Origin of the sequence: Brachybacterium sp. FME24 (genome assembly GCF_014897705.1) — a bacterium.
Lineage (GTDB): Bacteria > Actinomycetota > Actinomycetes > Actinomycetales > Dermabacteraceae > Brachybacterium.
Map to the genome: position 1 here is coordinate 222,513 of NZ_JABUXV010000006.1, position 25,880 is coordinate 248,392.

The following is a 25,880-nucleotide window of genomic DNA, read 5'->3' on the forward strand; positions in this document are numbered from 1 at the left end:
GGTCGGCGCGCGTCAGATGATGCTGGGTCCCGCGTGCTGACCAGTGTCGAGTACTGCGCGGTCTCGGGTGCGGTGGGCTCAGCCTTCGCCGTCGCCCCCGTCACCCTCCGTGCCGTCATCGCCCGCGTCCGGCTCGCCCACGGCCACGAAGGTGATGCGGGCGTCGTACTCGTCGCTCTGGCGCGCCTCGCCCGCACCGACCTGTTCCGCGAGGGCGTTCGCGGTGTCCGCGTCGGCCTCGTCGCGGTAGAACACCACCGGCTCCTGCTGGACGTTATCGGCCGTGCTCACGCCGACCTCGGTCCAGCCGTCCCCCTCGAGGGTCTCCTGCCAGGTGCCGGCCAGGCCGTTGATGCCGCCCGCGTTGACGACCAGCACGGGCGTCGACAGGTCGGGTTCGGCCGCCGGTTCCTCCTCGGTGGTCTCCTCCGCGGGAGACTCGGAGGTCTCGCTCGCGGCGGCGGAGGTGGGGTCCTCGGCGCGATCGTCGTCGCCACCGCCCATCCCTCCGATGAGGAAGAGCAGCACGATCAGCATCACCAGGGCGGCGCCGATGATGACGATGTAGAGCAGGTTCTGCCGCCAGAACGGTTCCTCGGCGCGATGGGCGCCGTGGAAGGACACGGTGTCCGCCTCGTCGTCGAAACGGTCTGGCGGGTAAGGATACTGGGAATCAGCCACAGCCCCATTAAACCTGCTCCATCCGGCGCGGCGACGGAGCACACGCCCCGCGGGGCGCTCGGTCAGGCAACGCGATCGGCGTCGCGGGCCGCTGCGGGGCCGTCCTCGGAGGTGCGACGCGCCCGCAGTCGGTTGACCACCGAGGGCGCCGCGCGGAGTGCCGCAGGATCGTCGAGAAGGGCGTTGAGCCGCACGTAATAGGCGACCTTGGAGACCCCGACCTCCTCGCGGATCGCGCGCTCCTTGGCCCCCACGTAGCGGAAGGTGCGCGATTCCAGGGCCAGGATCGACCGGTCCCGATCGGTCAGGCCGACCCGGGGGCCCGGCAGTGACACATCGGACACCGTCCCGGGGGTGTCGGCAGCCTCTCGTGCTTCCGCGACCGGGGTCGCCCCCTCCGCGTCGCGCAGCACGCGGTCAGTATCGCGGGCAGGTTCGGTGGGCATGGCAGCAGAATACGGCGATGCGAGCGTGACTCCGGGGCGGCTCGCCGCGTCGGCACAACCGATGGAAGACTGCTCACATGCCGAAGCCGCTCACCGAGATCATCAGCGCCGACTGGGCGACGGCCCTCGCCCCCGCCGAGGACCGGATCCATGCCCTGGGAGAGTTCCTGCGCTCCGAAGTGGACGCCGGTCGCGGGTACCTCCCCGACGGGGAGCTGGTGCTGCGGGCCTTCTCCCGCCCACTGGCGGACGTGCGCGTCCTGGTGGTGGGCCAGGATCCGTACCCGACACCCGGGCACCCCATCGGGCTGTCCTTCGCCGTGGACCGCGAGGTGCGCCCGCTGCCGCGGTCGCTGACGAACATCTATACCGAGCTCGAGAGCGACCTCGGGATCGCGCGAGCCGCCCACGGTGACCTCAGTTCCTGGCAGGACCAGGGTGTGCTGCTTCTGAACAGGGTCCTCACGGTGACTCCGGGGGCACCTGCCTCGCACCGCCGACAGGGGTGGGAGGCGATCACCGAGCTCGCGATCCGCGCGCTGGTCGCACGCGGCGGCCCCCTGGTCGCGGTCCTGTGGGGACGCGATGCGCAGTCGCTGATCCCGCTGCTCGGCGACGTACCGCACGTGGCGAGTTCGCATCCGAGCCCCCTGTCTGCTTCCCGGGGCTTCTTCGGGTCGCGGCCGTTCTCGCAGGTCAACGCTCTGCTGCAGGAACAGGGCGCGCAGCCCGTGGACTGGCGGATCCCGGACTGAGAATCACTCCGTGCGCGTCCAGGTCCAACTGTCGAGGATGGCCGTGATCTCCGGGGACAGCTCGGTCGCTCCGTGGGTCTCGACCACGATCTGCATCACCTGGGTGCCCACGTCGGCGCAGTACATCTCCCCGGCCGCATCCTGGTCGTCGTGGGTGCCCAGGGCCCGATACGCGACCAGTTCGCGGCCGTCGAGGGTGACCGGGTCCAGCGCGGTCGGCTCGTCGACCGCATCCCAGCCGAACCCGATCCAGCTGGACTGCATCTCGCATTCCTTCTGGGCATGCAGCGTGGAGTCGAACAGATAGACGGTCAGGGAGTTCGTCGCGAACTCGTCGTACTCGTCCTCGGCGATCTGCACGTCGCCGAGCTCGAGCACGAGGCCGGCACTCTCATCGTCCTCGCTGCTCTCGCTGGCGAACCACGTCGCCGGGTACTGCACGGAGAAGACCTCTCCGGAGTGCTGCGTCATGGCCGCAGAGGTGGGATCTTCCTGCGACGACCCGCCGCGGGTCGCCAGGTAGACCACGCCGCCGGTCACGGCGAGCAGCAGCACGACGACCACGAGGACGGCGCAGCCCAGCGCGATCCAGATCCCGGCTCGGGACCTTCGCGGCGGGATCGGTTCGGGCGGGGACCCTGACCCTGCGTGTTCCTGCGCGAACTGCCCCTGATTCGGCTGCCCCATGTCCCCTCCTGGCCGCGCGGCATGGCTCCCGGGGCGACGACGCCCGCGAGTATCTCTGCCATCGTACGGAGAGCACTAGGCTGGTGCCACGCCCAGCGACCAGTGCGCCCTCAGCCGCGGAGGATCCGATGCCCCTGAACGCCGCCCAGTTCTCGCCCCAGGGCCCCGGGGTCGACTACGACCCGCACTGGTACCGCAAGGCCGTGTTCTACGAAGTCCTCGTGCGCGCCTTCGCGGATGGCAACGATGACGGCACCGGTGATTTCACCGGCCTCATCAACCGCTTGGACTACCTGCAGTGGCTGGGCATCGACTGCCTGTGGCTGCCGCCGTTCATGGCATCCCCGCTGCGCGACGGCGGGTACGACATCTCCGACTACGAGGCAGTGCTGCCCGAGTTCGGCTCGATCACCGACTTCGAGCGTCTGGTCTCCGAGGCCCACCAGCGCGGTATACGCGTGATCATCGACCTGCCGATGAACCACACCTCGGACAAGCATCCGTGGTTCCTCGAGTCCCGCTCGGACCCCGAGGGCCCCTACGGCGACTTCTACGTCTGGTCCGACACCGACGAGAAGTACGCCGAGGCGCGCATCATCTTCGTGGACACCGAGGAGTCGAACTGGGCATTCGACCCTGTGCGTCGGCAGTTCTTCTGGCATCGCTTCTTCTCTCACCAGCCGGACCTGAACTTCGAGAATCCCGCGGTCCGTGAGGCCATGTTCGACGTCGTGAAGTTCTGGATGGACACCGGGATCGACGGTTTCCGGGCCGATGCGATCCCCTACCTCTTCGAAGAGGAGGGCACCGACGGCGAGAATCTGCCGGCCACCCACGATTTCCTCGCCGAGCTGCGCGCATACGTCGACGCGCATTGGCCCGGTCGCGTCATCGTCGCCGAGGCCAATCAGTGGCCCAGCGACGTCGTGGACTACTTCGGCACCGAAGAGAAGCCGGAGTGCCACATGTGCTTCCACTTCCCGGTGATGCCGCGGTTGTTCTACGCACTGCGCGAGGGCAGCGCCAGCCAGATCATCGACATCCTGGAGGACACGCCGGACATCCCCTCGGGCGCCCAGTGGGGCACCTTCCTGCGCAACCACGACGAGCTGACCCTGGAGATGGTCACCGGCGAGGAACGCTCCGCGATGCTCGGCTGGTATGCCCCGGACTCCCGGATGCGGGCGAACGTCGGCATCCGCCGAAGGCTCGCCCCACTGCTGGACAATTCGCGCGGCGAACTCGAACTGATCCACGCCCTGCTGCTGTCGCTGCCGGGCTCCCCGTTCCTCTACTACGGGGACGAGATCGCCATGGGCGACAACATCTGGCTGGTGGACCGCGATGCAGTGCGCACCCCGATGCAGTGGACCCCGGATCGCAACGCCGGGTTCAGCGAGATCACGGACCCCGGCAAGCTGTACCTGCCGGTGGTCCAGTCCCTCGTCTACCACTACGCCACCACGAACGTCGAAGCCCAGATGGCGCATTCGAGCTCATTGCTGCACTTCGTGCGGTGGATGCTCGCGGTGCGCAAGGAGCACGACGCCTTCGGCATGGGCACCTACCGCAACGTCCCCGCGGAGTCGGACCGGGTGCTGGCCTTCACCCGCACCTATGACGGCTCCGACCACGGTGAGGAGTCTCCGTTCCATGCGGAGACGCTGCTGTGCGTGTTCAACCTGTCTGCGCAACCGGTCACCGCGTCCCTCGACCTGGGCGGTCTGGCGCGGCGCACTGTCCGCGACCTGTTCGGTGGCCATGAGTTCCCCGCGATCGGTGAGGACGGGAGATGGACCGTCATGCTCGGCGGGCACGGGTACTACTGGCTCAAGGTGCGGTCGCTGCATCCCGACGGCGAACCGATGACTGTCACCACCGCGATGCCGGTGATCGCCGAGGACGAGGACCCGCCGGACTCGCGCTGATCACGGGTTCCGCGCGGGAATCCACGAGCGGTCACAGCCTGCGAGTGCGGTGACACCGCACACCGGTCCACTCGTTCCCTGCCTCCCCGGAGCTGGACCGAGGATGGTGGTGGTGTCAGACTCTCGGGGGTCCACCGAGCGTGCAGACGCACTGTGGCACCCGCCCTGGGCCCCCAGCCCGCGTCGACATGAGGGAGTTGGATGTGGCAGAGCCACGATCAGCAGCCGAGGAAGCACGCGATCCGAGCACGTCTGCGGAGCGCCTTCTCGAACTCACCGAGAAGCACCCCCAACTGCAGAGTCTGATCGTGCTGAACCCGTCGTGCCCCGAGGTGGCTCGGCAGTGGATCCTGGCCACGAACCCGTGGGCGAAGACGGCCTACGAGCAGAGCGCGACCGACGCCGCATCCGAGCCGGCCCCTGGCTCGGCGTCTTCGCCTGAGCCAGCGCCTGGCCCCTCACCCGCACCCGCACCCGCACCCGCACCCGCACCCGCACCCCCTGATCCTGACGCCGTCTCCGCGTGGGGCGACTACTCGGACGAGGCACTCTGGGGCGGTGCCCCGTCCTCCGGTACGGGAGCCGCTGGGGAGCCTGCGTCTGCAGCGGCCGATGTGCCCTCCGCCCTCGGAACCCCGTCCGTGCGAGTGTCGGAGGATGCCGGGGTGGTGCCCCTGGGCCCCGTCGCAGCGGCCGGCGCGACCGCCGCCACGGCCACCTTCCCCTACGGAATGCCCCCCGTTCCGGCCGCGCCGGGGCCCGGCGACGCACCGACTGCGGGCGCCTACGCCGTCGGTCCCGGCGCGCATCCACCTGCAGCGTCGGCTGCCGCCCCGCCCCCCGTTCCGGAAGATCCCCCACCCTCCCGCCGTCGCCTCTGGTACGCCTGCGGCGGTTGCCTGCTCCTGGCACTGCTGCTCCTGGTGGTCGGGGTCTTCGCGGGCCGCGCCTGGATGACCTCGGGCGACGACGACTACCAGCGCGACAGCTCCACCACCGTCGAGGAGGCTCCCGCCGACGACGCCTCGCCGACGACGGAAGAGACCCCTGCCGAGGACCCGGTCTCACCTGCTCCTGACGGTGCCGTCGAGATGGACACGCTCAGTTCTCCCACCGGGAACATCACCTGCACCCTCGAGGAGAATTCCGTCGGCTGCAGCGTCGTGGAGCGGGACTTCTCCGAGGCCGGGCTCGAAGACTGCGACGACGGCCCCTATTCGATCCGGGTCGCCGAGGCCGAGGCCGCACTCGCCTGTGGCTCATCGTTCCTCACCGATACCGGAGCGACTCTCGAGTACGACCAGAGCGCCGTGCACGGAGACATGGCGTGCACGAGCCGTTTCGACGGAATGACCTGCTGGAACACCATCACCGGTCACGGGTTCATGGTGAACCGGGCGACGTACGAGACGTTCTGAGCATCACGGCGTGGGGAATGCTCCCCTTCACCCGGGGCGCGCAGAACGCGTGAGCTAGCGTGACCGGCGTCGACGCAGTCCAGCGAAGATCGCCAGCCCCAGCAGGGAGAGAAATCCCGACTTCGGCATGAACAGGAGCCCCCACAGCGACAACCCCGCCAGACCGCCCACGGCCGGAGCCGGGACGATCCCCTCGCGTCGTTCTGCCCGCCCGATGAGGGCGGCGAGGAACAGCATCGCCCAGCCGCTGGTGGCGTACCAGAAGCCCGCGCTTCGCAGATCGACGAGGTCGGGGTCTGCGTCGATCGAGCCGATGATCCCGGCGTCGCGAATACTGCGGGCGGACGTCGCGTAGGCGACGGGAGTGAGCGCCAGATGGATGACCCCGATCGCCCCCAGCGCCCCGCCGATCACCGGCCGCCCCGTGCGCGAAGGCTCCTTTGCTGCTGTCATGGCACTTCTCCTTCCGTGTGGGTTTTCGTGTGGGGTCCGGTCCTCGGGGGTTGAGTTCCCCTGCCAGTCAGGCCCAGTCCCGTGCGGAGGTCGGGATAGTTCGGCGTCCAGCCGAGTTCTGCGCTCGCCCGCTCGTGCGAGACCTGCATCGACGCGTCGAGCATGAGGCATCCCAGGTACGGCACCATCGCGCGGATGAACCACCCGGGCGTCGAGACCGGACGCGGGGTGCGATGGGCCGCGGCCACGGTGTCCACGAACTCCTGCCAGGTCGCCGGTCGGTCATCGACGACGTTGTACGCCTGCCCGTCACGACCGCGTTCCATCGCGAGCACGGCGGCGTCGGCAGCATCCTGGACGTGCACGAATCCCGCGGTGCCGGACGTGCCGCGCGGGCGAAATGGGACATGCTTGCGCAGCAGAGCGGCGAACGTGTCGCTGAAGGCGCGGGGACCGTAGAACATCCCGTAGCGCAGCGCGATCCCGTCGATGCCCTCGGCGTCGAACACCTGCTGCTCGGTGGCCAGACTGCCGGCGGCGACCAGATCGCCCACGTTGCCGACCGGGACGCCGAAGGGATCATCCTCCGTGAGCAGGTGAGGTCCGTGGTCGCGGTAGCCGTAACCGGTGATCAGCGATTGGGTGACGAACCGCCGGGCCCCGACCGACCGCGCCGCGGCCAGAAGGTGGGTCGTCCCGATCCGGCGCAGGGCGAGGGTCGGGTCAGAAGCGCTCAGCGTGCGCCCGGCGCCGCGCAGAGCGGTGGCCTGATGCATGACGGCATCTGCGCTCAGCCCCTCGACCGCCCGCAGCAGCGCCTCCCGGTCCAACACATCGGCCACGACCGGGATCGCACCGGCCCCGACGATCCGTTCCCGGTGGGCCGGATTGCGGATGATCGCGTGCACCTGGTGGCCGCGAGCCGACATCGACGCCAGCAGCGGGCCGCCGATCGCTCCGGTCGCCCCGGCGAGGAGAACTTTCATGGTGCACTCCGTCCTGTCGCGCTGAGGGGATGGCCCCGTGAGCGCCCGCCACCCACCCTAGGCAGTGTCCGTGCGCAGCAACACCCTTCCGCAGCGCACAGATCCGGGACGTCGCCACCGCGCAGATCGTTCACGACGGGGAGTTCGCGGGTGCACGCTCGGCGAGGAAGTCCGCCCAGGTGCGCGTCGTCGTGGAGCCAGTGAGGGTGAGGTTCCGGCCTTCCCGGTAGGCGGCTCCCACCTTGCCCGGGACCCGGATCGGCAGGTAGAGGCGACGGCGTCCGGTGATCCGGGCATAGGAGCGCAGCAGCTCGCCCAGTTCCATGACGTCCGGGCCGACCAGATCCTCCACGCGACCGGCCGGGACCTCGAGGGTGAGCTGGGCCAGGCGGTGGGCGACCTCGCGGGCATCGACCGGTTGCGCGCGCAGCCCTCGGGGCATCGGCACCACCGGAAGCGTGACCACGGCCCGTGCGGCGCGCAGCAGGAGGTCGTTGACCTGGGCGACGCGGAGGAGGGTGTGCGGGACGGTCGATTCCTCCACGATCAGCTCTGCGCGGTGCTTGGTGGTGAAATAGCTGATCGGCATCGCATCGGCTCCCACCACCGAGATGAGGATCAGATGCCTGACCGCCGCGGCCTCGGCGGCAGCGACCAGGCGCCGGGTGGTCTTGTCGTCCCCGGAGGCGCCGCCGGCCAGATGCAGCACGACGTCGATCCCGTCCAGGGCGCGTTCGAGCCCGTCGCCGGTCTTCAGGTCGCACACGACGTGCTCGACACCGTCGGGCACCTCCGCATGGTGCCGGCTGAGAACCCGCACCGCGGTCTCCGGCTCGATCAACAGCGGCACCGTCAGGCGGCCCAGCGTGCCCGTTCCTCCGGTCACCAGGATCTTCATGGTCATGATGTGCTCCTTCGTCGTCGTACGAGCCCCCGTCGAGGAGGCGGGTCATCGATATGACCCCGGAGACTGCAAGAATGTGACAGGTGAGCGACTCCGAGGATCTCGCAGCCCGGTTCGAGCTCGAGCGCGCCCGGATCACCGCGGTCGCCTACCGGATGCTGGGCTCGGTCAGCGAGGCCGAGGACGCCGTGCAGGAGACCTGGGTGCGTCTCGCCTCGAGCGACGCCCGGGCGATCCGCAACCTGCCGGGATGGGTGACCACGGCCGTCGGCAGAGTGTGCCTGAACGTCCTGCGCGGCAGGCGTCGGCGGGGCGAGGTTCCGCTGGAGACCCACGTCCCCGACCCGATCGTGCACGAGAGCTCCTCGGACCCCGCCGACTCGACCCTTCAACACGAGTCGGTCAGCCTCGCGCTGATGGTGGTGCTGGGCTCCCTCGGCCCCGACGAGCGGATCGTCTTCGTCCTGCACGACATGTTCGCCGTGCCGTTCGAGGAGCTGTCGCTCCTGGTGGAGCGATCGGCCCCCGCGACCCGGCAGCTCGCGAGCCGGGCACGACGGCGCGTCGAGAACAGCCACGCGGTGCGCAGTGACTCGCTGGCCGACGCCCCCGATCCCGCCCTCCTCGAGCGCACGGTGGCCGCGTTCTTCGCCGCCACACAGGCTGGGGACCTGGAGGCGCTGGTGGCTGTCCTGCACCCGGATGTCGTGCTCCGTTCGGACGCCGGCACCGGCCCGAGCGCTCTCAGCACGATCCTGCACGGCGGCACCGTCGTGGCGTCCCAGGCCGTCATGTTCGGACGCCTCGCCCCCGACGCCGTGCCGGCGTGGATCAACGGCGAGGCGGGCGCCGTCGTGGTGGTCGGCGGGCGCGTGCGCTCGGTGATGGCGTTCTCCGTCGTCGGAGGCCGGGTCACCGAGATCAATGTGCTGGCCGATCGTGCCCGCTTGCAGGCGGTCCAGGTCCCTCAGCGCTGAGGGACCTGGCGCGCCCGGGCCGCTCTCGGGCCTCCATCGGGACGCAGCTGGCGTGTCACTGCCGAGCACGGAGCAGGCCGGGCGGGCGACCCCTCCCCTGCGACTCCTAGCCGAGGTGCGCAGGTGCGGGGGCTCTGAAGGCGGCGACCAGATGCTCGACATCGCCCGGCGCCCCCTCCACGTCGACCTCGTCCAGCGGCTGCCCCTGGTGGAGCACTCCTGCCCAGGTCGAAGAATCCGCCGTCACGGTGCTGCGTGTGACGTCGGTGTCCGTGCCCCGCACGATGTCGAGGTGAGCTGCCCACCGGACTCGGTACCGGTAGCCCTCGTCGTCGGGCAGCCGGCCGTCGTACAGGTGCAGGGTCAGGTCGATCGGCGGGTCGAGCGGTTGGTGAGGGGCCATGGTGAGCATCGATTGCACGGCGGCATCCGGCGTGAGCCCACCACCCTCCATGGTGCGCGTGGGTGAGGCCTGCGCCCAGCGGCCCAGTGACTCGAACACCGGTGCGAGCTCGCGTGCCCAGTCCGTCAGCTCGTACACCGCGGCATTCGTCGGCAGGGGAAGTGAGGAAGGGCGTACCAGGCCGTTGCGCGTCATCTCTCGCAGACGCGCCGTCAGAACGGCTGGGGTGACGCCGCGAACGGAGGCGGCGAGCTGCCCGAACCGCTTGGGACCCAGCATGAGCTCGCGCAGCACCGGATAGGTCCACTTGTCCCCGAGCAGCTCCATCGCGTGCGCGGTCGCACAGGCATCGCCATGCCGGGCGTAGCTCTGCTTGATCGGCATTCTCGGTTCCTCGCCCTCTCCTCGTTGACAGGCAACTTCTCCGTAGCGCAGTATGTTTAACATATCAGGCACTGCGGGCGGAGTCGAAGGAGACGACCATGACAACGATCGAGGCGAACGGCGTCACGCTCGGCATCGAGCACTTCGGCGACCCTGACGCACCGCTGATCCTCTGTGCCGGTGGCACCACCATGCTTTCTTGGCCGGACACTCTCTGCGAAGCGCTCGCGCGCGGCGGGCGTCACGTCGTACGCTACGACCTGCGCGATTCCGGGACGTCGAGCACCGTCGATCCCGAGAACCCGTCATACACGCTGCGTGATCTTGCCGCCGACGCCGCGGCACTGGCCCGCGAGCTCGACGACCGCCCGGTGCACCTGGCAGGCATCGGCGTGGGCGGGATGGTCACCCAGGTCGCCGCCCTCGAGCATCCACAGGCGTTCTCGGCGCTCACCCTGGTCGGAACGCGGTCGGTCGCTCCTGGTCCGGTCGATGACGACCTGCCCGATCACGACGAGTCGACGATGAACCAGCTGTTCTCACTCTCCCCGCCCGACTGGGCTGATCGCGAAGCGGTGGCGGACTACGCCACCAGAAGTGCGGAGATCCTCGGTGATGACCCGGCCGCCGCCCGGGTCGCCGCTCAGCGCATCCAGAGCCGCATTCCGGGCGCGGCGCCTGCGGTGCACGAGGCCAACCAGCAGGGCACGGTCTTCGCCGGGCTCGACTGTTCGCCGCGCTGGCGAGAGCAGCTCGCTGACCTCGCACTCCCCGCACTGGTGATCCATGGTCGTCGCGACCCGTTCTTTCCGGTCGGCAACGGTGAGGCGCTCGCACGGGAGATTCCCGGTGCGCGACTGCTCGTCCTCGAGCATGCCGCGACGGCGATCCCCGAGACGGCCGCCAGCGAGGTCGCGGCGGCGATGCTGGACCTCTGAGGTCGGGTGCAGCCTCGGTCGTGGCCGCGACGCTCCGAGGTTCGCTGCGGCGTCGGTCCGGGCGAACGGGCGCACGGGCCGGGCATCGAGCTGGAGACGAGATTCGAACTCGCAACCGCCTGTTTACAAGACAGGTGCGCTACCGTTGCGCCACTCCAGCGGGTGGGGCCGGCCGACGGATCGGCCGACCCCGAAAGTGTAGAGGAGCCTGCTCAGCCCCGCGGACCTGCTGGGCTCAGCCCTCGCCGCCGTCGGAGGCTGCGCCACCACCATCGGACGCAGCGGACTCACCGCCCGCGGCCAGCACGGCCTCACGCATGGCCCCCGGAGCGTTCCACTCCTGGAACTGCGTCCCATCGATCTCGACATAGGGCGTGCCCTGGGCCTTGTCAGCGGCGTAGGGATCGGCGACCTGGCGCACCCACGGCTGGTAGGTGTCGCCATCGATCGCGCTCTTGACCTCCTCGGAAGCTCCTGCCTCTTCCGCGTAGGACCAGATCTCCTCGTCCGTGAGACCGGGGGAACGCTCGGCGGGCTGATTGGCGAACATCAGCTGCATGAAGGTCAGCGCCGCAGCGGGATCCTCGCCATAGACCGCTGCCATGGCACCGGCGGAGCGGGTGGAGTAGTCGCCCGTGGTCGACATGGTGTCCAGAATCTTGCGCGGCACGAGGTGGAGGGTGACCTCCTCGTTGTCGACCATCGTCTGGAGATCCTCGCCATTGATCTCCTCGAACTGTCCGCAGACGGGGCACATGAAGTCCAGGTGCATCTCCAGGACCGGCTTGCCGGAGCCCTCGGGGGCCCCGAAGGTGAGGTACGGCTGGTCCTCGGACACGCCTGCGGGCGTGGCGACCGGGCCGGCCGGCTGCTGGGACTTGTAGATCAGGAAGCCCACGCCGCCGGCGATGACCAGGGCCACCACGGCGATCGCAGCGATCACCACGTTGCGCACGGTGCGCTGACGGCGCAGCTCCGCCCGCCGCTGCGTACGCAGTGCGTCGCGCTGGGCCTCACGGCGCTCCTGCGCTGACTTCGACGGCGCTGACTTCGAGGAACCGGACGCGGCCATGAATGCTCCTAGCCCCCGTGCCGGGGCTGCGGTGGGTAACAGGTCGGTGAGAGTTTAACTGTCGGTCCCTGGGCGTGGCGGGACAGGATGGGGCACCTCACGGCGCAACGGTCACCACACGAGGTTCCCGGCCTCCCGATCGGCACCGGTGTCGCTCAGCGGCGCCACAGGGCGATGTCCTCCAATCGCGGCCCGCCGGAGAAGGGGAAGTAGTCGACCATGCCCTCTCGCGCGAGCAGCGTGAAGCCCACCGCGCCGACCAGCAGCAGGAGCAGCACCACCACGACCGTGGTCCATATCGCGTCCGGGGCCGCCGCATCGAGCATCCGGTGCGCGCCGCTGCGCGTGGTGCGGCTGCCGAGCCCCACCCAGGTGATCAGCAGTGTCACCGCCATCGCCGCGGCGAAGGCGATGCCATCGGGAGGGGGCGCGCCCTGCAGCAGGGTCCAGGAGGCATCGAGCGCGATCCCCACCAGAACGCCGAGGACCAGGGGGAACAAGGCCTGCAGCGCGATCTCCAGCAGCCCGAGCACGAAGGCGAACGGGCTGGCGAGGCCGGCGGACCACAGCGGGCCCGCACCGGTCGACCCCCGCAGACGCTTCCCGGCGACCGCCTGATGCGAACGCTCCCAGGTGCGCGCGAGAGCGCCGAGCAGGAGGAAGACGGTCAGCGCCGCGTACGGGGCGATCGCCGCGAGCGTGATGATCAGCAGATGTCCGATCCACACCAGGAGCGGTCGGCGCGGCGGCGGGGCCATCGGCCTCGCCCACGGTTCCTGCTGCCCGGGATAGTTCTGGACACCCTGCTGGGCAGCGAGCTGCTGCGGCGGGTGCTGCTGCGGCGGGTGCTGCTGCGGGGCGTGGTGCGGCGGCGGCCCGTGCTGGGGCGACTGCTGCGGGGCGGGCCCGGGCGCGAGCTGCTGGGGGTCGCGCTGCACCGGTCGCTGCGTCGGCCCCATGAAACCGGCGCCCTGCTGCGTCGCCGAGTCCTGCGGCATCGGGGGTGGCTCGTGCGGCAGGGGAACGACGGGCATCTGCCGGGTCCGGGCCTCGAAGACGGGCAGCGCCTCCGTCGGCGCGTCCGTTGGGGAGTGCTGGACGGGCAAGGCCTGCGTCGGCGCCTCAGCGGGCGTGGTGATCCGCGACAGCGTCTCCGTGGGCTCCTCGGCCGGCGTGGTGGTCGCCGGCAGCGCTTCCGTGGCCGGCTCCGCACCGGCATCTGCGCCGGCACCGCGGGCCTCGGCTGCGTCGTCGAGCCCGCCTCCGGCTCCCGCTGCAGCCGCAGCGCCCGCGACAGGCACCACCGCGGTGCGGCCATCGGCGGCCAGGGCCTCCGTCGGCCCCGCATCCTCGTAGCGCGTGAGGTCGAGCTCCGCCAGGCGCGCGAGCTGATCCTGCGGAGCAGGTCGCAGTGCCGGGTCGGACTGCAGCGCCGAGCGCAGCCAGTCCGCGAGCTCGACGGGCAGCCCGTCCACGTCGATCTCGCCGCGCTCGGCGCGCAGGAACACCAGATCGGCGCGGCCGCTGCCGAAGGGTTCACGGCCGGTCGCGACGAAGGACAGCAGTGCCGCCCAGGCCCACCAGTCCCCCGCTTCCCCGGAGTGATCGGTGCGGATCACCTCGGGATCGAGGTAGGCGGAGGTGCCCATCACCAGGCCGGTCGAGGTCAGTCGCGATTCCTCGGCGGCGATCGCGATCCCGAAGTCGATGATCACCGGATCCAAGCGGTCCCCGTCGGGGTCGAACCCGGCCAGATCCCCCTCGGAGGCACCGCGCAGCATGATGTTGCTGGGCTTGAGGTCGCGGTGGATCACCCCGGCGCGATGGATGTCGCTCAGCGCGTCACCCATCACCAGCCCGATCTCGCGCACCGCCTCGGGGTGCAGGCCGCCGTGGAGGCGCACCGCGTCGTCGAGCGTCGGGCCCGGGATGAACTCGGTGACCACGAAGGCATCGGAGGAGTCGAGCTCCGCGTCCAGGATCCGCACGATGTTGTCGTTGCGCACCAGCTTCTGGGCGGTGACCTCGCGGGTCAGGCGCTCCCGGGCGCGCGGGTCCTCGGAGATCTCGTGGCGCAGGAGCTTCAGGGCCACAACGTTGCCGTCGGCGTCGTGCGCCCGATAGACGATCCCCATGCCGCCCGCGCCGATCCGATCCAGGATCTCGTATCCGGACTCCTCGGCGAGCGCCGTCAGCCGCGGGTCACGGCGGGAGCCACGGGAGGAAGAGGGCTGGTCCATGGGCGCCATGCTACGAGGCGCGCCAGGAGAAGGGTGCCGACTTCACCGCACCCCCACAGGGTCCCCACCCGCGAACCATCGGCTGCGCCCGCCCCGTGGCACGCTCCGAGTCGGATCAGCGCTCCCGGTGATCCCCCGATCGTGAGATTATCGCCGAGCGGCGCGGTGGGCGTCGTAGCGAACCGGGCCCGTCCCGGCACCCGAGAGGAAGGGCCTCCATGCGCTCCAACTTGTTCGACGCCTCGAACCAGGAACGTCAGACCAACGACCGGTGGGCGCTGCAGTCCAACAAGCTGCTGCGCTGCTCGCTGAACCCGCAGTCCCCGGAGATCATCTCCGCCGCCGGCGCGATGGTCGCCTACCAGGGCCAGATGGAATTCTCGTACCAGGGCTCCGGCGGCGGCATGAAGCTGCTGAAGAAGATGGCCACCGGCGAGGGCGGCAACCTGATGCGCACCCAGGGCCAGGGCGAGATCTTCTTCGCCCGCCAGGCCAATGAGATCTTCCTGATCCAGCTCGAGGGCGAGGCCCTCACCTTGAACACCAAGAACATGCTCGCCTTCGACAGCTCCATCCAGTGGGACATCAAGTCGCTCGGCGGAGCGGGATTCATGGCCGGTGGCCTGTTCAACCTGTTCCTCCAGGGACAGGGCATGGTCGCCGTCACCTCCGACGGCCCGCCCATGCTGCTGGACTGCTCCCAGCAGCCCACCTTCGTGGATCCGCAGGCCGCGGTGTGCTGGTCGGCGAACCTGCAGCCCCAGATCAAGAACGACTTCAAGATGGGCTCCCTGATCGGACGCGGCTCCGGCGAATCCTTCCAGCTCGGCTTCCACGGCCCGGGCTTCGTGGTGGTCCAGCCCTCCGAGGGCATGCCCGTCACAACGTCTTCCTGACCGCCTGCTGACCCAGAGCCCGCGGACGGTGCCTACGATGGTCCGGTGAGCATCGCACCACCGCAGGCCCTGGTCGACGAGCTGGCCGCCCTCGGCCCCGTCGGCCGACGGCGTGCCGCGACGTCGGCGGCGGCGATGTTCGCCGCCGACGTCCCCGTCGCCCCACCCGTCCTGGACCCCGTCCCCGTCGTCCTCACGGCCGAGGACTGGGAATCGCTCTCGGCGGGCCTGATCCAGCGGGTGCGCCTGCTGGACGCCCTCTACGCGGACCTCTACGGTCCCCGCACCGTGCTGGGCACCGACGTCGCACCGGTCTCGCAGCTCCTCCAGGATCCGGCCTACCTTCGCTCCGCGATCGGGATCCCGGCCCGCGGCAGTCACCATCTCTTCGCGCTGACCAGCACGGTCGCGCGCACGGCCGACGGCACCTGGGTGGTGCTGGAGGACTCGGTCGACGTGCCCGACGGGGCCGGCACGGCGCTCGAGCTGCGTCGCGTGCTCTCGCGCTGCGCGCCGACGCTGTACCGCACCACGGCCCTGCGCCGCCTGCACCCCTACTTCGACACCATCCGGACCTCGCTGCACCATCGCACCCGCACCGATGGCCGCGCCGGCCGGACCGTGGTCCTCACCGATGACGGCGGCGGCGACGATCCCCTGCGCGCCTTCGACCACAGCTGGTTCGCGAACCTCCTGGGCGCCCCCGTGGTCTCGGCCGGGGACCTGCGCACCGGCTCCGGCACGCTGACACTGCGCCTGCCTGGCCTCGACTCCGATCCCGGGGACACGGTGGATGCCCTGATCCGTCTGCTCCCCTCGCAGCTGCTGGATCCGCTGGACCTGGGCCCGACCCCCTTCGGCGGGGTCACCGGGCTCATCGAGGCCGCACGCTGCGGCGATGTCGAGATGTTCAATCCTTTCGGCGCCGGTCTGCTCGAGAATCCCGCGCTGCGCGCCGCACTGCCGGACCTGTGTCGGCAGATCCTGCACGAGGATCTCCAGCTGCGTCCCGCGGATCCGGAATCCCGCGCCGATCGGGCCGGCTGGTTGTCTCAGGATCCTGCCGGTGGTGACGGGCTCGTGGAGCGACCGGTGCGGATGCGCCTGCTGGTGATCGCCTCCGAGGACGGCTTCGAGGTGCTGCCCGGCGGCGTCGCCCACACCGATGACGACGAGACCGAGGCGCTCAAGGACATCTGGGTGACCGTGCCGGAGACCTCCGCCCTGCCCGGCGGGCCCGACGAGATCCGGCCCGGGGCCGAGCTGTCCGACCAGGTGATCTCGACCGCCGCCCGCGGCGTCCTGACCGCGTACCCGGCGATGACCCGATCGACCGGATCGGACCTGTTCTGGTTCGGCCGCTACCTCGAACGGGTCGACTCCACCGCCCGCCTGCTGCGGACCGTGCTGGACACCACCAACGATCTCGGATCCGAGCACAGCCGCACCGCGAGCGCCGCCCAGACCGTGCTGCTGGGCGCCGTCACCGACGTGACCACCACCTATCCGGGCTTCCTCACCCTGGATCCGCACGATCCAGCAGCCGTGCACACCGAGGTCACCAGCCTGCTCACCGACGTCGGCCGCCCCGGGTCCCTGGCACAGTCCTACGCCTCCCTCGCGCACACCACCCGTACTCTGCGGGATCTCATCTCCGATGACGTCTGGCCGGTCATCGCGGGCATGCGTGGCAGCTTCCACACGCTGGGCGGCTACGACGCCCAGCCTCTCGAGCAGGGGCTGACGGACATCGTCGACGGCTGCCTGACCCTGTCGGGCGCGGTCGCCGATTCGATGCCGCGCAACCTCGGCTGGGACCTCACCGAAGTGGGCCGCAAGATCGAACGGACCATGGGGCTGCTGGCCCTGCTGCGGGCCACCCTGGGCCGCCGCCGCACCCGCGCGGCCGAGGCGCGCATCGCGGGCGCCGTCGCCCTGATCACCGAATCCGGAGCCTCGTACCGACGCTCGTTCCACGCCGCCGTGCAGCCCGAGCTGCTGTTCGAGCTGCTCCTGCAGGACACCAGCCTGCCCCGCTCGCTCGGTTTCCAGCTGGACCGGCTGACCTCGACCCTCGATCGGCTGCCCGAGGTCACCCCCTCCCCGGAGCTGCGCGCACCGCTGATCGCGCTGCGCACCCGTATCGGCTCCTGGGTGCCCCGCGACCTGCTGCGACCGGCCGACGGCGGCGACCCCACGGACGGGGCGCCCACGGCGCTGCTCGAGGAGGCCGACGCGGCGATCGTCTCCCTGCGCGAACTCGCCACCGCCCTGGAGAACCGCTTCTTCCGTCCCTCGGAGTCCACGTCCCTGTGGGGGGTCGATGATGTCTGAGCACTCCGTGGCGCACTCTCGCCCGCCCGTCCCGCTGATCCCCCTGCGCCGGGAGGACGAGACGGTGGTCGAGGCGGCCGACTACCTCGTCCACCACCTCACCACCTACCGCTATGCGAAGCCCGTCTCCCGGAACTACGGCCGGGCCCACGTCGAACCCCGCGCCACCCCCTACCAGCGGGTGCTGTCTCACGAGGTCGTCGTGGATCCGACCCCTGCACGCCTGACCGCACACACCGATTTCTACGGGAACTCCTCGACGTATCTGCTGGTCGACGAGCCGCACGACCGACTCGATGTGCACTCCCACGCCCGGGTGACCGTCGCGGAGCGTCGCTATCCGCTCGACGCGATGTCCCGTTCCTGGGAGCAGTGCACCCCGGATCACTGGGGCCAGCTGCTTCCGGCGGAGAGCATCGACTTCGTCCACCCCTCCCCGCGGATCCCCGAGAGCGCCGCCGCGCGTGAGCTCTCGCAGAGCGTGTTCACGCCCGGACGCCCCATCGGAGAATGCCTGGCCGAGCTCACCGGGCTGATCCACACCGAATTCACCTACGACTCCTACGCCACCACGGTGACCTCCACCCTCGAGGACGTCCTCGCGGCCCGGCACGGCGTGTGCCAGGACTTCTCGCATGTCGGTGTGGCGGCGGTGCGCGCCGCCGGGCTTGCCGCCCGCTACGTCTCCGGGTACCTGCGCACCGCCCCGTCGGCCGGGGGCGCGCTGGTCACGCAGCCCGCCGGGGAGATGGTCGGCTCGGCCGCCTCCCACGCCTGGCTCAGCGTGCTGGTGCCCGGTACCGGTTGGGTCGACATCGACCCCACCAACCGCACCTTCGTCGACCAGCGTTTCGTGACCACCGCGTGGGGCCGCGACTACGGGGACGTGCCACCGCTGAAGGGCATCGTCGTCGGCCCGCCCGGTGCGAGCAGCACCCTGGACGTCGCCGTCGGGGTGGTCCCGGTCGCTTCTGCGTCCGGCGCGGAGTGAGCAGGAGGCTCCGGGCGCGCAGGAGGTTCCGGAGTGCGCGCACGATTCCGGCGCACGTGACCCTTCGAGTCCGATTGTGACGATCTGCGCGGACGGATTCTCCGGCTCCCGCGGTACCAGGACGCCGCCGGCACCGGCGACTGTCCCAATCAGGGCAGCCACGGGCAGCTCCGGCATGCGCGGTCCGTCCTCCCCTGCACCGCAGCGCGGCAGCTTCAGTGTTCCCGCGCTGGTCGGCGCGCACTTCCGAGTACCCCGCAGGCTCCGCGAGGGTGATCCGGAGCCTGCCGAACTCCCCTCGCTCGCCGCCCCGTGGGGCCGAAACCTCCCCGCCTGCGGAGCACCGAGCACCCCTCGCCGGACTGCGTCGGGCCGCTCACATCGACCAGGGCCACCATGATTTTCGCGTATAGAGTGGTGCGGAAATCAGCGCGCGCTCGACGACGCACCCGACCCGGCGCCCCGCGCCACGAGACCGAGGTGAGATGTCCTTCTCCCAGCAGCCCTTCCGTCTGGCCGTGATCGGCTCCGGCCCCGCCGGCGTCTACGCCGCCGAGACCCTGCTGCGCAATGAGCGGGTCAAGAGCGGTGAGCTCGAGGTCTCGATCGACCTCTTCGATCGCCTCCCGGCACCGTTCGGCCTGATCCGTTACGGCGTCGCCCCGGACCACCCGCGCATCAAGGGCATCATCACCGCGCTGCATCGCATCCTGGGTCGCGGTGACATCCGCTTCCTCGGCGATGTCGAGTTCGGCACCGACCTCACCGCCGAGGACCTGCGCGCCCATTACGACGCCGTCGTGTTCGCCACCGGCGCCCTCAAGGACACCGACCTCGCCATCCCCGGCATCGAGCTGGAGGGCTCCTACGGCGCCGCCGACTTCGTCGCCTGGTACGACGGCAACCCGGACTACCCGCGCACCTGGGAGCTGGATGCACAGTCCGTCGCCGTGATCGGCAACGGCAACGTGGCGCTCGACGTGGCGCGCGTGCTCTCCAAGAGCGCCGATGAGCTGCTGCGCACCGAGATTCCCGCCAACGTGTACGAGGGTCTGCAGTCCGCGGAGACGACGGACGTGCACATCTTCGGTCGACGAGGCCCCGCGCAGACCAAGTTCTCGCCGCTCGAGGCCCGCGAGCTCTCCCACCCCCAGGGCCTCCAGGTCGTGATGGATCCCCGCGATCTCGAGCAGATCACCGAGGCCGAGTGGGAGACCATCAAGGCGGACAAGCGCACCGACCAGGTCGTCCAGACCTTCGTGGGCTGGCTCGAGGAGCAGCAGCGTCGCGAAGCCGCCGGCGAGGAGCCGACGGACAAGCACGGCGGTGCCGTCCAGCGCCGCCTGCACATGCACTTCTGGCACCGCCCCGTCGAGGTCCTCGGCGAGGACGGGCGAGTCACCGGGATGCGCTTCGAACGCACCCGGCTGGACGCCGAGGGCCGTGTCGAGGGCACCGGCGAGTTCGTCGACTACGAGCTGGGCGCCGTCTACCGCGCCGTCGGCTACCAGGGCTCCGAGCTGCCCGGCATCCCCTACGACGCGGCGCGCGGCGTGATCCACAACGTCGCCGGCCGGGTCACCGAGGCCGATGGCGCGATCCTCCCGGGCGTCTACGCCAACGGCTGGATCAAGCGCGGCCCGGTGGGCCTGATCGGCGCCACCAAGTCCGACGCCATCGAGACCATCGCCTCCCTGCTCGAGGACGTCACCGCGGGAGCCCTGGCGGCCGCTCCCGAACGCGACGGGGACGCGATCCTGCGCCTGCTCGAGGACCGGGGCGTGCCGTACACGACCTGGGACGGCTGGATGGCGCTGGACGAGCACGAGAAGGCCCTCGGCGCTGCCGCGGTGGACGCCGACGGCGAGCCCCGTGCCCGCATCAAGGTCGTCGAGCGCGACGAGATGGTCGACGTCTCCCGCGCCGGCATGCCGGCGCCCTCCCGCACCTGACCCGCGAGCGCGGGCGCGGCCCGGGAGGCCTACAGCATCAACTGAGTGATTCTCAGCCGCTTCCGGAGAGAAAGCGGCTGAGAATCACTCATTTCTGCGCTCACCGGCCGCGGCGCGCCGCGTGGGCGGGATCGGCGCCGCGCCGCGCGGGCCCCCGATGCTCTCGGTCAGGTTCTCAGCCGCTCGCCGCCGTAAAATGGTGGGGACCCCGACCGACGTCGATCGTCGACGCGGAGACGTCGACCACGCAGGATCGCCGTCATCATCATCGCCCACGAACCCGGAGGCCGCAGTGCTCACTCTCGGATCGGTCCTCGCCCTCGCCGCAGCGCTGCTGCACGTGTTCATCTTCTGGCTCGAGTCGTTCGCCTGGGGGTCCGAGCGGGCGCAGGGGATCTTCGGAGCGCAGAGCGACGAGGAGATCGCGCTCACGCGGTCCCTGGCGTTCAACCAGGGCTTCTACAACCTGTTCCTCGCCATCGCCGCCGGTCTCGGTGCGGTGCTCGCCCTGGCCGGGCTGAGCACGGTCGGCGTGACCTTGATGCTCGTGGGCACCGGGAGCATGCTCGCCGCCGCGACCGTGCTCCTGCTGAGCTCGCCCACGCATCGCGGGGCGGCGATCCGTCAGGGTCTGCTCCCGCTGCTCGCCGTGCTCGGGGTGCTGATCTCGCTCGCGATGTGAACGCACCCCGCTCCCCTCACCGACGGATGCTGGCGAGGTGGTCGCCGATGCGGTCCACGGCATCGGCCAGCAGCTCGGCACTGGGCAGCGTCACCAGGCGGAAGTGGTCCGGGGTGTCGAGGTTGAAGCCGGTGCCCTGGGTGACCAGCAGCTTCTGGGCGCGCAGCAGGTCGAAGGCGAACTGCTCATCATCCTCGATCGCGTACATCTCCCGGTCGATCTTGGGGAACATGTACAGCGCGCCCTGCGCCTTGACGACGCTCACGCCGTCGATCGCGCTGAGGCCCTCGTAGGCGACGTCCCGCTGCTCGCGCAGACGCCCACCGGGCAGGAGCAGCTGGTTGATCGACTGGTGGCCGCCGAGGGCCGTGGCCACGATGTGCTGGGCCGGGACATTCGGGCACAGCCGCATGTTCGAGAGCACGTCCAGGCCCTCGATGAAACTGGTCGCATCGTCCTTGGGGCCGTACAGCGCCATCCACCCGGCGCGGAATCCCGCCACCCGGTATGCCTTGGACAGGCCGTTGAAGGTGATCGAGAGCAGGTCCGGGGCAAGGGAGGCGATCGGGGTGTGGACCGCGTCGTCGTACAGGATCTTGTCGTAGATCTCGTCAGCCAGGATCATCAGCCCGTGCGTGCGGGCGACCTCCACGATGTCGCGCAGCACGTGCTCGGGGTAGACGGCGCCGGTGGGGTTGTTGGGGTTGATGACCACGATCGCCTTGGTGCGCTCGGTGATCTTGTCGGCGATGTCGTCGACGTCCGGCCACCAGTTCTCCTCCTCGTCGCAGCGGTAGTGCACCGCGCGGCCGCCCGCGAGGGAGACGGAGGCGGTCCACAGGGGGTAGTCGGGCTGCGGGACCAGCACCTCGTCGCCGTCGTCCACGAGACACTGGCACACCATCTGGATCAGCTCGGAGACGCCGTTGCCGAGGTAGACGTCGTCCAGCCCGATACCGGGCATGCTGCGGGTCTGGTAGTACTGCGCGACGGCCCGGCGGGCCGCAGGGATGCCCTTGGAGTCCGAATAGCCCTGCGCGGTGGGCAGGTTCTTGATCATGTCCACGAGGATCTCGTCGGGCGCCTCGAAGCCGAACGGCGCGGGATTGCCGATGTTGAGCTTGATGATCGTGTGCCCCTCGGCCTCCATGCGAGCAGCCTCGGCGGGCACCGGTCCTCTGATCTCGTAGCACACGTCGCGCAGCTTGGAGGACTGGGTGAAGATCATTCGGGGGCTCCTGGCCTGGTCGGGATGAGGCCAGGGTAGCGCCGCGAGGCAGGAGGCCGGGAAAGCGACCGCGATGCGCCCATGGACGCGTCTTGACGTGCGACCCTCCCTTTAGTTTCATAGTTTCAGTTAAAGCGGTATTGTCCTCCTCCACCACCGCCGCACGTCAGTCACGCCACCGCTCGCGCCATCGCCCGCACCGCCGCTCGCACCCCGCGCGACCTGCATGCTCCGCACCGTCCGACCTCCTGGAGGCCACCGATGTCCCCGCGCCGACTCCCCGTCGACACCGCTGTGACCGCCCCTCGCCCGGGTTCCACGCAGCGGATCCATCTGACCGCCCCCGCCGTTTCGGTGGTCCTGGACGTCACCGACGGTCGTCTTCCCGCGATCACCCACTGGGGCGCGCCCCTGGGCGTGCTCGGCGCGAACGGTCTGGACGCCATGTGCGAGGCGGCCGTCGAACCCGTCCCGCACAATGCGGTGGACACTCCGGTGCGGATCGGGATCATCGCCCAGCAATCCGACGGCTGGATCGGCCGGCCCGGCCTGAGCGGCGCTCGGACCGACGGTTCGGGGTGGGTGTCCCGACTGGTCACGCGGTCCATCACCGTCGACGGCCAGGACCTGACCGCTCCCCATCGGGAGATCGGCTCGGGCCTGGTCCGCTTCGATCTCGCCGATGAGGAGCTCGGCCTCGCGGTCGCGCTCGAGGTCGAGCTGCTCCCCTCCGGCCTGCTGCGCCTGCGCGCGACGCTCACCAACCTCGCCCGGACGCCCTTCGCCCTCGACGAGCTCACCCTGAGCGTCCCGGTGCCGGGCGACGCCGACGAGCTGCTCGACTTCGCCGGCCGCTGGGCGAAGGAGCGCACCCCGCAGCGCAGCACCTTCGGGGTCGGGACCCACCTGCGCGAGAACCGCCGCGGCCGCACCGGGGCCGACAGCGCCCACGTGCTCCACGCGGGGCGCGCCGGCTTCGGCTTCCGCCACGGGGAGGTCTGGGCCGTGCACACCGCGTTCTCCGGGAACCACCGCCACCTCGCCGAGCAGACCAGCACCGGCGCCCGGCTGCTCGGCGGCGGCGAACTGCTGCTTCCCGGCGAGCTGGTCCTGGACGCCGGGGAGGACTACGCCGGCCCGTGGCTCTACGCGTCCTACGGCGAGGGGCTCGACGCCGTGGCCTCCCGCTTCCACCGCCACCTGCGCTCCCGCGAGCACCACGTGAGCCGCGACCGCCCGGTCACCCTGAACGTGTGGGAGGCCGTCTACTTCGACCACGACCTCGACCGGCTGACCGATCTCGCCGATCGCGCCGCGACGCTGGGCGTGGAGCGCTTCGTGCTGGACGACGGCTGGTTCGGCTCCCGGCGCGATGACACCTCGGGCCTCGGCGACTGGGTGGTCTCGCGGGACGTCTGGCCCGACGGGCTCGGCCCGCTGGTGGACCACGTGCGGGCGCTCGGCATGGAGTTCGGGCTCTGGTTCGAACCCGAGATGGTCAACGAGGATTCCGACGTGGCTCGCGCACATCCGGACTGGATCATGGCGCCCGACCCGGGGCGCATCCCCCTGGAATCCCGCCAGCAGCAGGTGCTGAACCTGTCGATCCCCGAGGCCTACGCCCACGTGCACGGCCAGATGACGGACGTTCTGTCGGCATACGACATCGGCTACCTCAAGTGGGACCACAACCGCGACCTGCTCGAGGCCGCCACCCGGCGCACCGGCCGCGCGGCGGTCCACGCGCAGACCCTGGCCACCTACCGTCTGCTGGACGAGCTCAAGGCGGCTCACCCCGGCCTCGAGATCGAGTCCTGCTCCTCCGGCGGAGCCCGCGTCGACCTCGAGATCCTCGAGCGCACCGATCGCGTGTGGGTCTCGGACTGCATCGATCCCCTGGACCGCCAGCAGATGAATCGCTGGACCGCGCAGCTCATCCCCCTCGAGCTCATGGGCAGCCACGTCGCCTCGGGGCGCTCGCACACCACCGGCCGCCTGCACACGCTGGACTTCCGTGCCGCCTCCGCCCTGTTCGGGCACCTCGGCATCGAGTGGGACCTGGCGCAGGCGAGCGACGCAGAGCTCGCCGAACTGCGCACCTGGATCGAGCTCTACAAGGACCGACGCGGGCTGCTGTTCAGCGGCGACCTGGTGCGAGCCGACCGCGGGGACAGTCCCCTGTGGCTGCACGGCGTCGTCTCCGACCGGCGTGATCGAGCCCTGTACACCCTTGCCGCCATGGGCCGCTCGGACCGGTCCCAGCACGACCGACTCCGCTTCCCCGGTCTGGACCCCGAGGCGACCTACCGCATCCTGCCGCTGGCCACCGGCGCGCGGGTCAGCAGCCTCGTGCCGCCGCGGTGGATGCAGCTGGCACGCGAGGCGGCCGCCGAGGGCGGACTGCTCGTGCCCGGCGCCGTTCTGTCGATCTCCGGGATCACCGCACCCCTCCTCGACCCCGAACAGGCACTCCTGATCGACATCGTCCAGGTCGCCGACACCACGCCGCTGCCCCTCGCCTCCCGCGCAGCGATCACCTGATCACCGCTCTCGGATCCGGAAGCTCCGGATCCGTCCTGCAGGCCCCAGATAGGAAGAAGGTATCCATGTCCACCGCGACGACGTCGACGCGGTCGGCCCCGAAGCGACGCAGGCACAAGGACGATACGAAGCTGGCGCTGATGTTCATCGCGCCCGCCACCGTGGGTCTCCTGGTGTTCCTCGTATGGCCGCTGCTGACCGGCATCTACTACTCCTTCACGGAGTACACGACCCTCACCCCACCGACCTGGGTGGGGCTGGACAACTACGCCGCGCTCGTCGCCGACCCGGTGTTCTGGAACTCGCTGAAGGTGACGGTGCTCTACGTCGTCATCAACATCGCGGTGCAGACCGCCGTGGCGCTGGTGATCGCGGTGCTCATGCAGCGCCTCACGCAGTCCACCATCCTGCGCTCGCTGGTGCTGACCCCGTACCTGGTCTCGAACGTGGTCGCCGCGATCGTGTTCCTGTGGATCCTCGACACCCAGCTGGGTGTGTTCAACATCTTCCTGCAGTGGATCGGCTTCGACCCGGTCTCGTTCTGGTCCAGCGAGACCTGGGTGATCCCGACGGTCGCGCTGGTCAACGTGTGGCGGCACATGGGCTACACGGCGCTGCTGCTGTTCGCAGGGCTGCAGTCGATTCCTTCGCACCTCTACGAGGCGGCCCGCACCGACGGCGCCGGCGAGATCGCCATGTTCCGCCGGATCACCCTGCCGCTGCTGCGTCCGATCATGGCGCTGGTGCTGATCATGACGATCATCGGGTCGTTCCAGGTGTTCGACACGATCTCCGTGACGACTCAGGGCGGCCCGGCCGACGCCTCGAAGGTGCTCCAGATGTACATCTACGAGAACGCCTTCGGCCAGTACCAGTTCGGCTATGCCTCGGCCCTGTCCGTGGCGCTGCTGGTGATCCTGATGATCATCACCTTCACGCAGTACTGGTTGAGCAATGCCGGCAAGTCGGACCTGGACTGAGGGG

Annotated in this window: 22 protein-coding genes and 1 tRNA gene; 12 read left to right on the forward strand and 11 right to left on the reverse strand. The window is 70.1% G+C overall.

Annotated elements, in window-relative coordinates:
* Positions 1-78 precede the first annotated feature (78 nt).
* Positions 79-681 (reverse strand): LytR C-terminal domain-containing protein, encoded by a 603-nt coding sequence (locus INT51_RS08955; protein WP_193104945.1) that lies wholly within the window; start codon positions 679-681, stop codon positions 79-81.
* Positions 682-743: 62 nt separating this feature from the next.
* Positions 744-1,127, reverse strand: a complete 384-nt coding sequence (locus tag INT51_RS08960) for a DUF3263 domain-containing protein (RefSeq protein ID WP_193104946.1) — start codon at positions 1,125-1,127, stop codon at positions 744-746.
* Positions 1,128-1,204: 77 nt separating this feature from the next.
* On the opposite strand from INT51_RS08960, the gene INT51_RS08965 reads away from it, so the two are divergent.
* The gene (locus tag INT51_RS08965) at positions 1,205-1,882 is read left to right on the forward strand and encodes a uracil-DNA glycosylase (protein WP_193104947.1); all 678 of its coding nucleotides are present in this window, start codon (positions 1,205-1,207) and stop codon (positions 1,880-1,882) included.
* 3 nt (positions 1,883-1,885) lie between these two features.
* Here the strand turns inward: INT51_RS08965 and INT51_RS08970 are convergent, their stop codons facing one another.
* Positions 1,886-2,569: a hypothetical protein gene (locus INT51_RS08970; RefSeq protein WP_193104948.1), complete on the reverse strand. Its 684-nt coding sequence runs from the start codon at positions 2,567-2,569 to the stop codon at positions 1,886-1,888.
* A gap of 128 nt (positions 2,570-2,697) precedes the next feature.
* Here INT51_RS08970 and treS point away from each other — a divergent pair, with 128 nt between their 5' ends.
* Together treS and INT51_RS08980 are read left to right on the forward strand one after the other, a co-directional pair.
* On the forward strand, positions 2,698-4,497 hold the full coding sequence (gene treS, locus INT51_RS08975) for a maltose alpha-D-glucosyltransferase (RefSeq protein WP_193104949.1): 1,800 nt from the start codon (positions 2,698-2,700) through the stop codon (positions 4,495-4,497).
* Between the two features lie 203 nt (positions 4,498-4,700).
* A complete protein-coding gene (locus tag INT51_RS08980) occupies positions 4,701-5,915 on the forward strand; it encodes a hypothetical protein (RefSeq protein ID WP_193104950.1) in 1,215 nt (404 codons plus the stop codon).
* 54 nt (positions 5,916-5,969) lie between these two features.
* On the opposite strand, the gene INT51_RS08985 is transcribed toward INT51_RS08980, so the two are convergent.
* The 3 genes from INT51_RS08985 to INT51_RS08995 all read right to left on the reverse strand — a co-directional run bounded on the left by INT51_RS08985 (position 5,970) and on the right by INT51_RS08995 (position 8,258).
* The gene (locus tag INT51_RS08985) at positions 5,970-6,368 is read right to left on the reverse strand and encodes a DUF6463 family protein (protein WP_193104951.1); all 399 of its coding nucleotides are present in this window, start codon (positions 6,366-6,368) and stop codon (positions 5,970-5,972) included.
* Positions 6,365-7,354 carry an NAD(P)-dependent oxidoreductase gene (locus INT51_RS08990; protein WP_193104952.1) on the reverse strand — a complete coding sequence of 330 codons (990 nt, stop codon included), beginning with the start codon at positions 7,352-7,354 and terminating at the stop codon, positions 6,365-6,367. Before INT51_RS08990 ends, INT51_RS08985 begins: the two co-directional genes overlap by 4 nt.
* A 130-nt stretch (positions 7,355-7,484) precedes the next feature.
* Positions 7,485-8,258 (reverse strand): SDR family oxidoreductase, encoded by a 774-nt coding sequence (locus tag INT51_RS08995; protein ID WP_193104953.1) that lies wholly within the window; start codon positions 8,256-8,258, stop codon positions 7,485-7,487.
* 83 nt (positions 8,259-8,341) lie between these two features.
* Here INT51_RS08995 and INT51_RS09000 point away from each other — a divergent pair, with 83 nt between their 5' ends.
* Positions 8,342-9,235 (forward strand): sigma factor, encoded by an 894-nt coding sequence (locus INT51_RS09000; RefSeq protein ID WP_193104954.1) that lies wholly within the window; start codon positions 8,342-8,344, stop codon positions 9,233-9,235.
* Between the two features lie 106 nt (positions 9,236-9,341).
* On the opposite strand, the gene INT51_RS09005 is transcribed toward INT51_RS09000, so the two are convergent.
* Positions 9,342-10,022, reverse strand: coding sequence for a helix-turn-helix domain-containing protein (locus tag INT51_RS09005; protein WP_193104955.1), 681 nt, complete (start codon positions 10,020-10,022; stop codon positions 9,342-9,344).
* A 98-nt stretch (positions 10,023-10,120) separates the two neighbouring features.
* Here INT51_RS09005 and INT51_RS09010 point away from each other — a divergent pair, with 98 nt between their 5' ends.
* A complete protein-coding gene (locus tag INT51_RS09010) occupies positions 10,121-10,960 on the forward strand; it encodes an alpha/beta fold hydrolase (RefSeq protein ID WP_193104956.1) in 840 nt (279 codons plus the stop codon).
* 88 nt (positions 10,961-11,048) lie between these two features.
* Here INT51_RS09010 and INT51_RS09015 read toward each other — a convergent pair.
* The 3 genes from INT51_RS09015 to INT51_RS09025 all read right to left on the reverse strand — a co-directional run bounded on the left by INT51_RS09015 (position 11,049) and on the right by INT51_RS09025 (position 14,272).
* Positions 11,049-11,120: transfer RNA gene (locus INT51_RS09015), tRNA-Thr, on the reverse strand.
* 75 nt (positions 11,121-11,195) lie between these two features.
* The gene (locus INT51_RS09020) at positions 11,196-12,032 is read right to left on the reverse strand and encodes a thioredoxin domain-containing protein (protein WP_193104957.1); all 837 of its coding nucleotides are present in this window, start codon (positions 12,030-12,032) and stop codon (positions 11,196-11,198) included.
* Between the two features lie 155 nt (positions 12,033-12,187).
* Complete coding sequence (locus tag INT51_RS09025; protein ID WP_193104958.1) at positions 12,188-14,272, reverse strand: serine/threonine-protein kinase; 2,085 nt, start codon at positions 14,270-14,272, stop codon at positions 12,188-12,190.
* Positions 14,273-14,490: 218 nt separating this feature from the next.
* Here INT51_RS09025 and INT51_RS09030 point away from each other — a divergent pair, with 218 nt between their 5' ends.
* The 5 genes from INT51_RS09030 to INT51_RS09050 all read left to right on the forward strand — a co-directional run bounded on the left by INT51_RS09030 (position 14,491) and on the right by INT51_RS09050 (position 21,127).
* A complete protein-coding gene (locus tag INT51_RS09030) occupies positions 14,491-15,168 on the forward strand; it encodes an AIM24 family protein (RefSeq protein WP_193104959.1) in 678 nt (225 codons plus the stop codon).
* 45 nt (positions 15,169-15,213) lie between these two features.
* On the forward strand, positions 15,214-17,502 hold the full coding sequence (locus tag INT51_RS09035; protein WP_193104960.1) for a circularly permuted type 2 ATP-grasp protein: 2,289 nt from the start codon (positions 15,214-15,216) through the stop codon (positions 17,500-17,502).
* Positions 17,495-18,493 carry a transglutaminase family protein gene (locus INT51_RS09040; protein WP_193104961.1) on the forward strand — a complete coding sequence of 333 codons (999 nt, stop codon included), beginning with the start codon at positions 17,495-17,497 and terminating at the stop codon, positions 18,491-18,493. The genes INT51_RS09035 and INT51_RS09040 overlap by 8 nt, the downstream gene beginning before the upstream one ends.
* Positions 18,494-18,978: 485 nt before the next feature.
* Positions 18,979-20,445 (forward strand): FAD-dependent oxidoreductase, encoded by a 1,467-nt coding sequence (locus tag INT51_RS09045; RefSeq protein ID WP_193104962.1) that lies wholly within the window; start codon positions 18,979-18,981, stop codon positions 20,443-20,445.
* A gap of 292 nt (positions 20,446-20,737) precedes the next feature.
* Positions 20,738-21,127 (forward strand): DUF1304 domain-containing protein, encoded by a 390-nt coding sequence (locus INT51_RS09050; protein ID WP_193104963.1) that lies wholly within the window; start codon positions 20,738-20,740, stop codon positions 21,125-21,127.
* 16 nt (positions 21,128-21,143) lie between these two features.
* Here INT51_RS09050 and INT51_RS09055 read toward each other — a convergent pair whose 3' ends face one another.
* Positions 21,144-22,355 (reverse strand): pyridoxal phosphate-dependent aminotransferase, encoded by a 1,212-nt coding sequence (locus INT51_RS09055; RefSeq protein WP_193104964.1) that lies wholly within the window; start codon positions 22,353-22,355, stop codon positions 21,144-21,146.
* Positions 22,356-22,616: 261 nt separating this feature from the next.
* Here INT51_RS09055 and INT51_RS09060 point away from each other — a divergent pair, with 261 nt between their 5' ends.
* Positions 22,617-24,896 carry an alpha-galactosidase gene (locus tag INT51_RS09060; RefSeq protein ID WP_193104965.1) on the forward strand — a complete coding sequence of 760 codons (2,280 nt, stop codon included), beginning with the start codon at positions 22,617-22,619 and terminating at the stop codon, positions 24,894-24,896.
* Between the two features lie 65 nt (positions 24,897-24,961).
* A complete protein-coding gene (locus INT51_RS09065; protein ID WP_193104966.1) occupies positions 24,962-25,876 on the forward strand; it encodes a carbohydrate ABC transporter permease in 915 nt (304 codons plus the stop codon).
* Positions 25,877-25,880: the final 4 nt, after the last annotated feature.

What these genes read in the sequence shown, in the direction of transcription:
- INT51_RS08960 (WP_193104946.1), bottom strand. Translation starts at nt 1,127, where the DNA reads ATGCCCACCGAACCTGCCCGCGATACTGACCGCGTGCTGCGCGACGCG.
- INT51_RS08965 (WP_193104947.1), top strand. Translation starts at nt 1,205, where the DNA reads ATGCCGAAGCCGCTCACCGAGATCATCAGCGCCGACTGGGCGACGGCC.
- INT51_RS08970 (WP_193104948.1), bottom strand. Translation starts at nt 2,569, where the DNA reads ATGGGGCAGCCGAATCAGGGGCAGTTCGCGCAGGAACACGCAGGGTCA.
- treS (WP_193104949.1), top strand. Translation starts at nt 2,698, where the DNA reads ATGCCCCTGAACGCCGCCCAGTTCTCGCCCCAGGGCCCCGGGGTCGAC.
- INT51_RS08985 (WP_193104951.1), bottom strand. Translation starts at nt 6,368, where the DNA reads ATGACAGCAGCAAAGGAGCCTTCGCGCACGGGGCGGCCGGTGATCGGC.
- INT51_RS08990 (WP_193104952.1), bottom strand. Translation starts at nt 7,354, where the DNA reads ATGAAAGTTCTCCTCGCCGGGGCGACCGGAGCGATCGGCGGCCCGCTG.
- INT51_RS08995 (WP_193104953.1), bottom strand. Translation starts at nt 8,258, where the DNA reads ATGACCATGAAGATCCTGGTGACCGGAGGAACGGGCACGCTGGGCCGC.
- INT51_RS09005 (WP_193104955.1), bottom strand. Translation starts at nt 10,022, where the DNA reads ATGCCGATCAAGCAGAGCTACGCCCGGCATGGCGATGCCTGTGCGACC.
- INT51_RS09010 (WP_193104956.1), top strand. Translation starts at nt 10,121, where the DNA reads ATGACAACGATCGAGGCGAACGGCGTCACGCTCGGCATCGAGCACTTC.
- INT51_RS09020 (WP_193104957.1), bottom strand. Translation starts at nt 12,032, where the DNA reads ATGGCCGCGTCCGGTTCCTCGAAGTCAGCGCCGTCGAAGTCAGCGCAG.
- INT51_RS09025 (WP_193104958.1), bottom strand. Translation starts at nt 14,272, where the DNA reads ATGGACCAGCCCTCTTCCTCCCGTGGCTCCCGCCGTGACCCGCGGCTG.
- INT51_RS09030 (WP_193104959.1), top strand. Translation starts at nt 14,491, where the DNA reads ATGCGCTCCAACTTGTTCGACGCCTCGAACCAGGAACGTCAGACCAAC.
- INT51_RS09040 (WP_193104961.1), top strand. Translation starts at nt 17,495, where the DNA reads ATGTCTGAGCACTCCGTGGCGCACTCTCGCCCGCCCGTCCCGCTGATC.
- INT51_RS09045 (WP_193104962.1), top strand. Translation starts at nt 18,979, where the DNA reads ATGTCCTTCTCCCAGCAGCCCTTCCGTCTGGCCGTGATCGGCTCCGGC.
- INT51_RS09055 (WP_193104964.1), bottom strand. Translation starts at nt 22,355, where the DNA reads ATGATCTTCACCCAGTCCTCCAAGCTGCGCGACGTGTGCTACGAGATC.
- INT51_RS09060 (WP_193104965.1), top strand. Translation starts at nt 22,617, where the DNA reads ATGTCCCCGCGCCGACTCCCCGTCGACACCGCTGTGACCGCCCCTCGC.
- INT51_RS09065 (WP_193104966.1), top strand. Translation starts at nt 24,962, where the DNA reads ATGTCCACCGCGACGACGTCGACGCGGTCGGCCCCGAAGCGACGCAGG.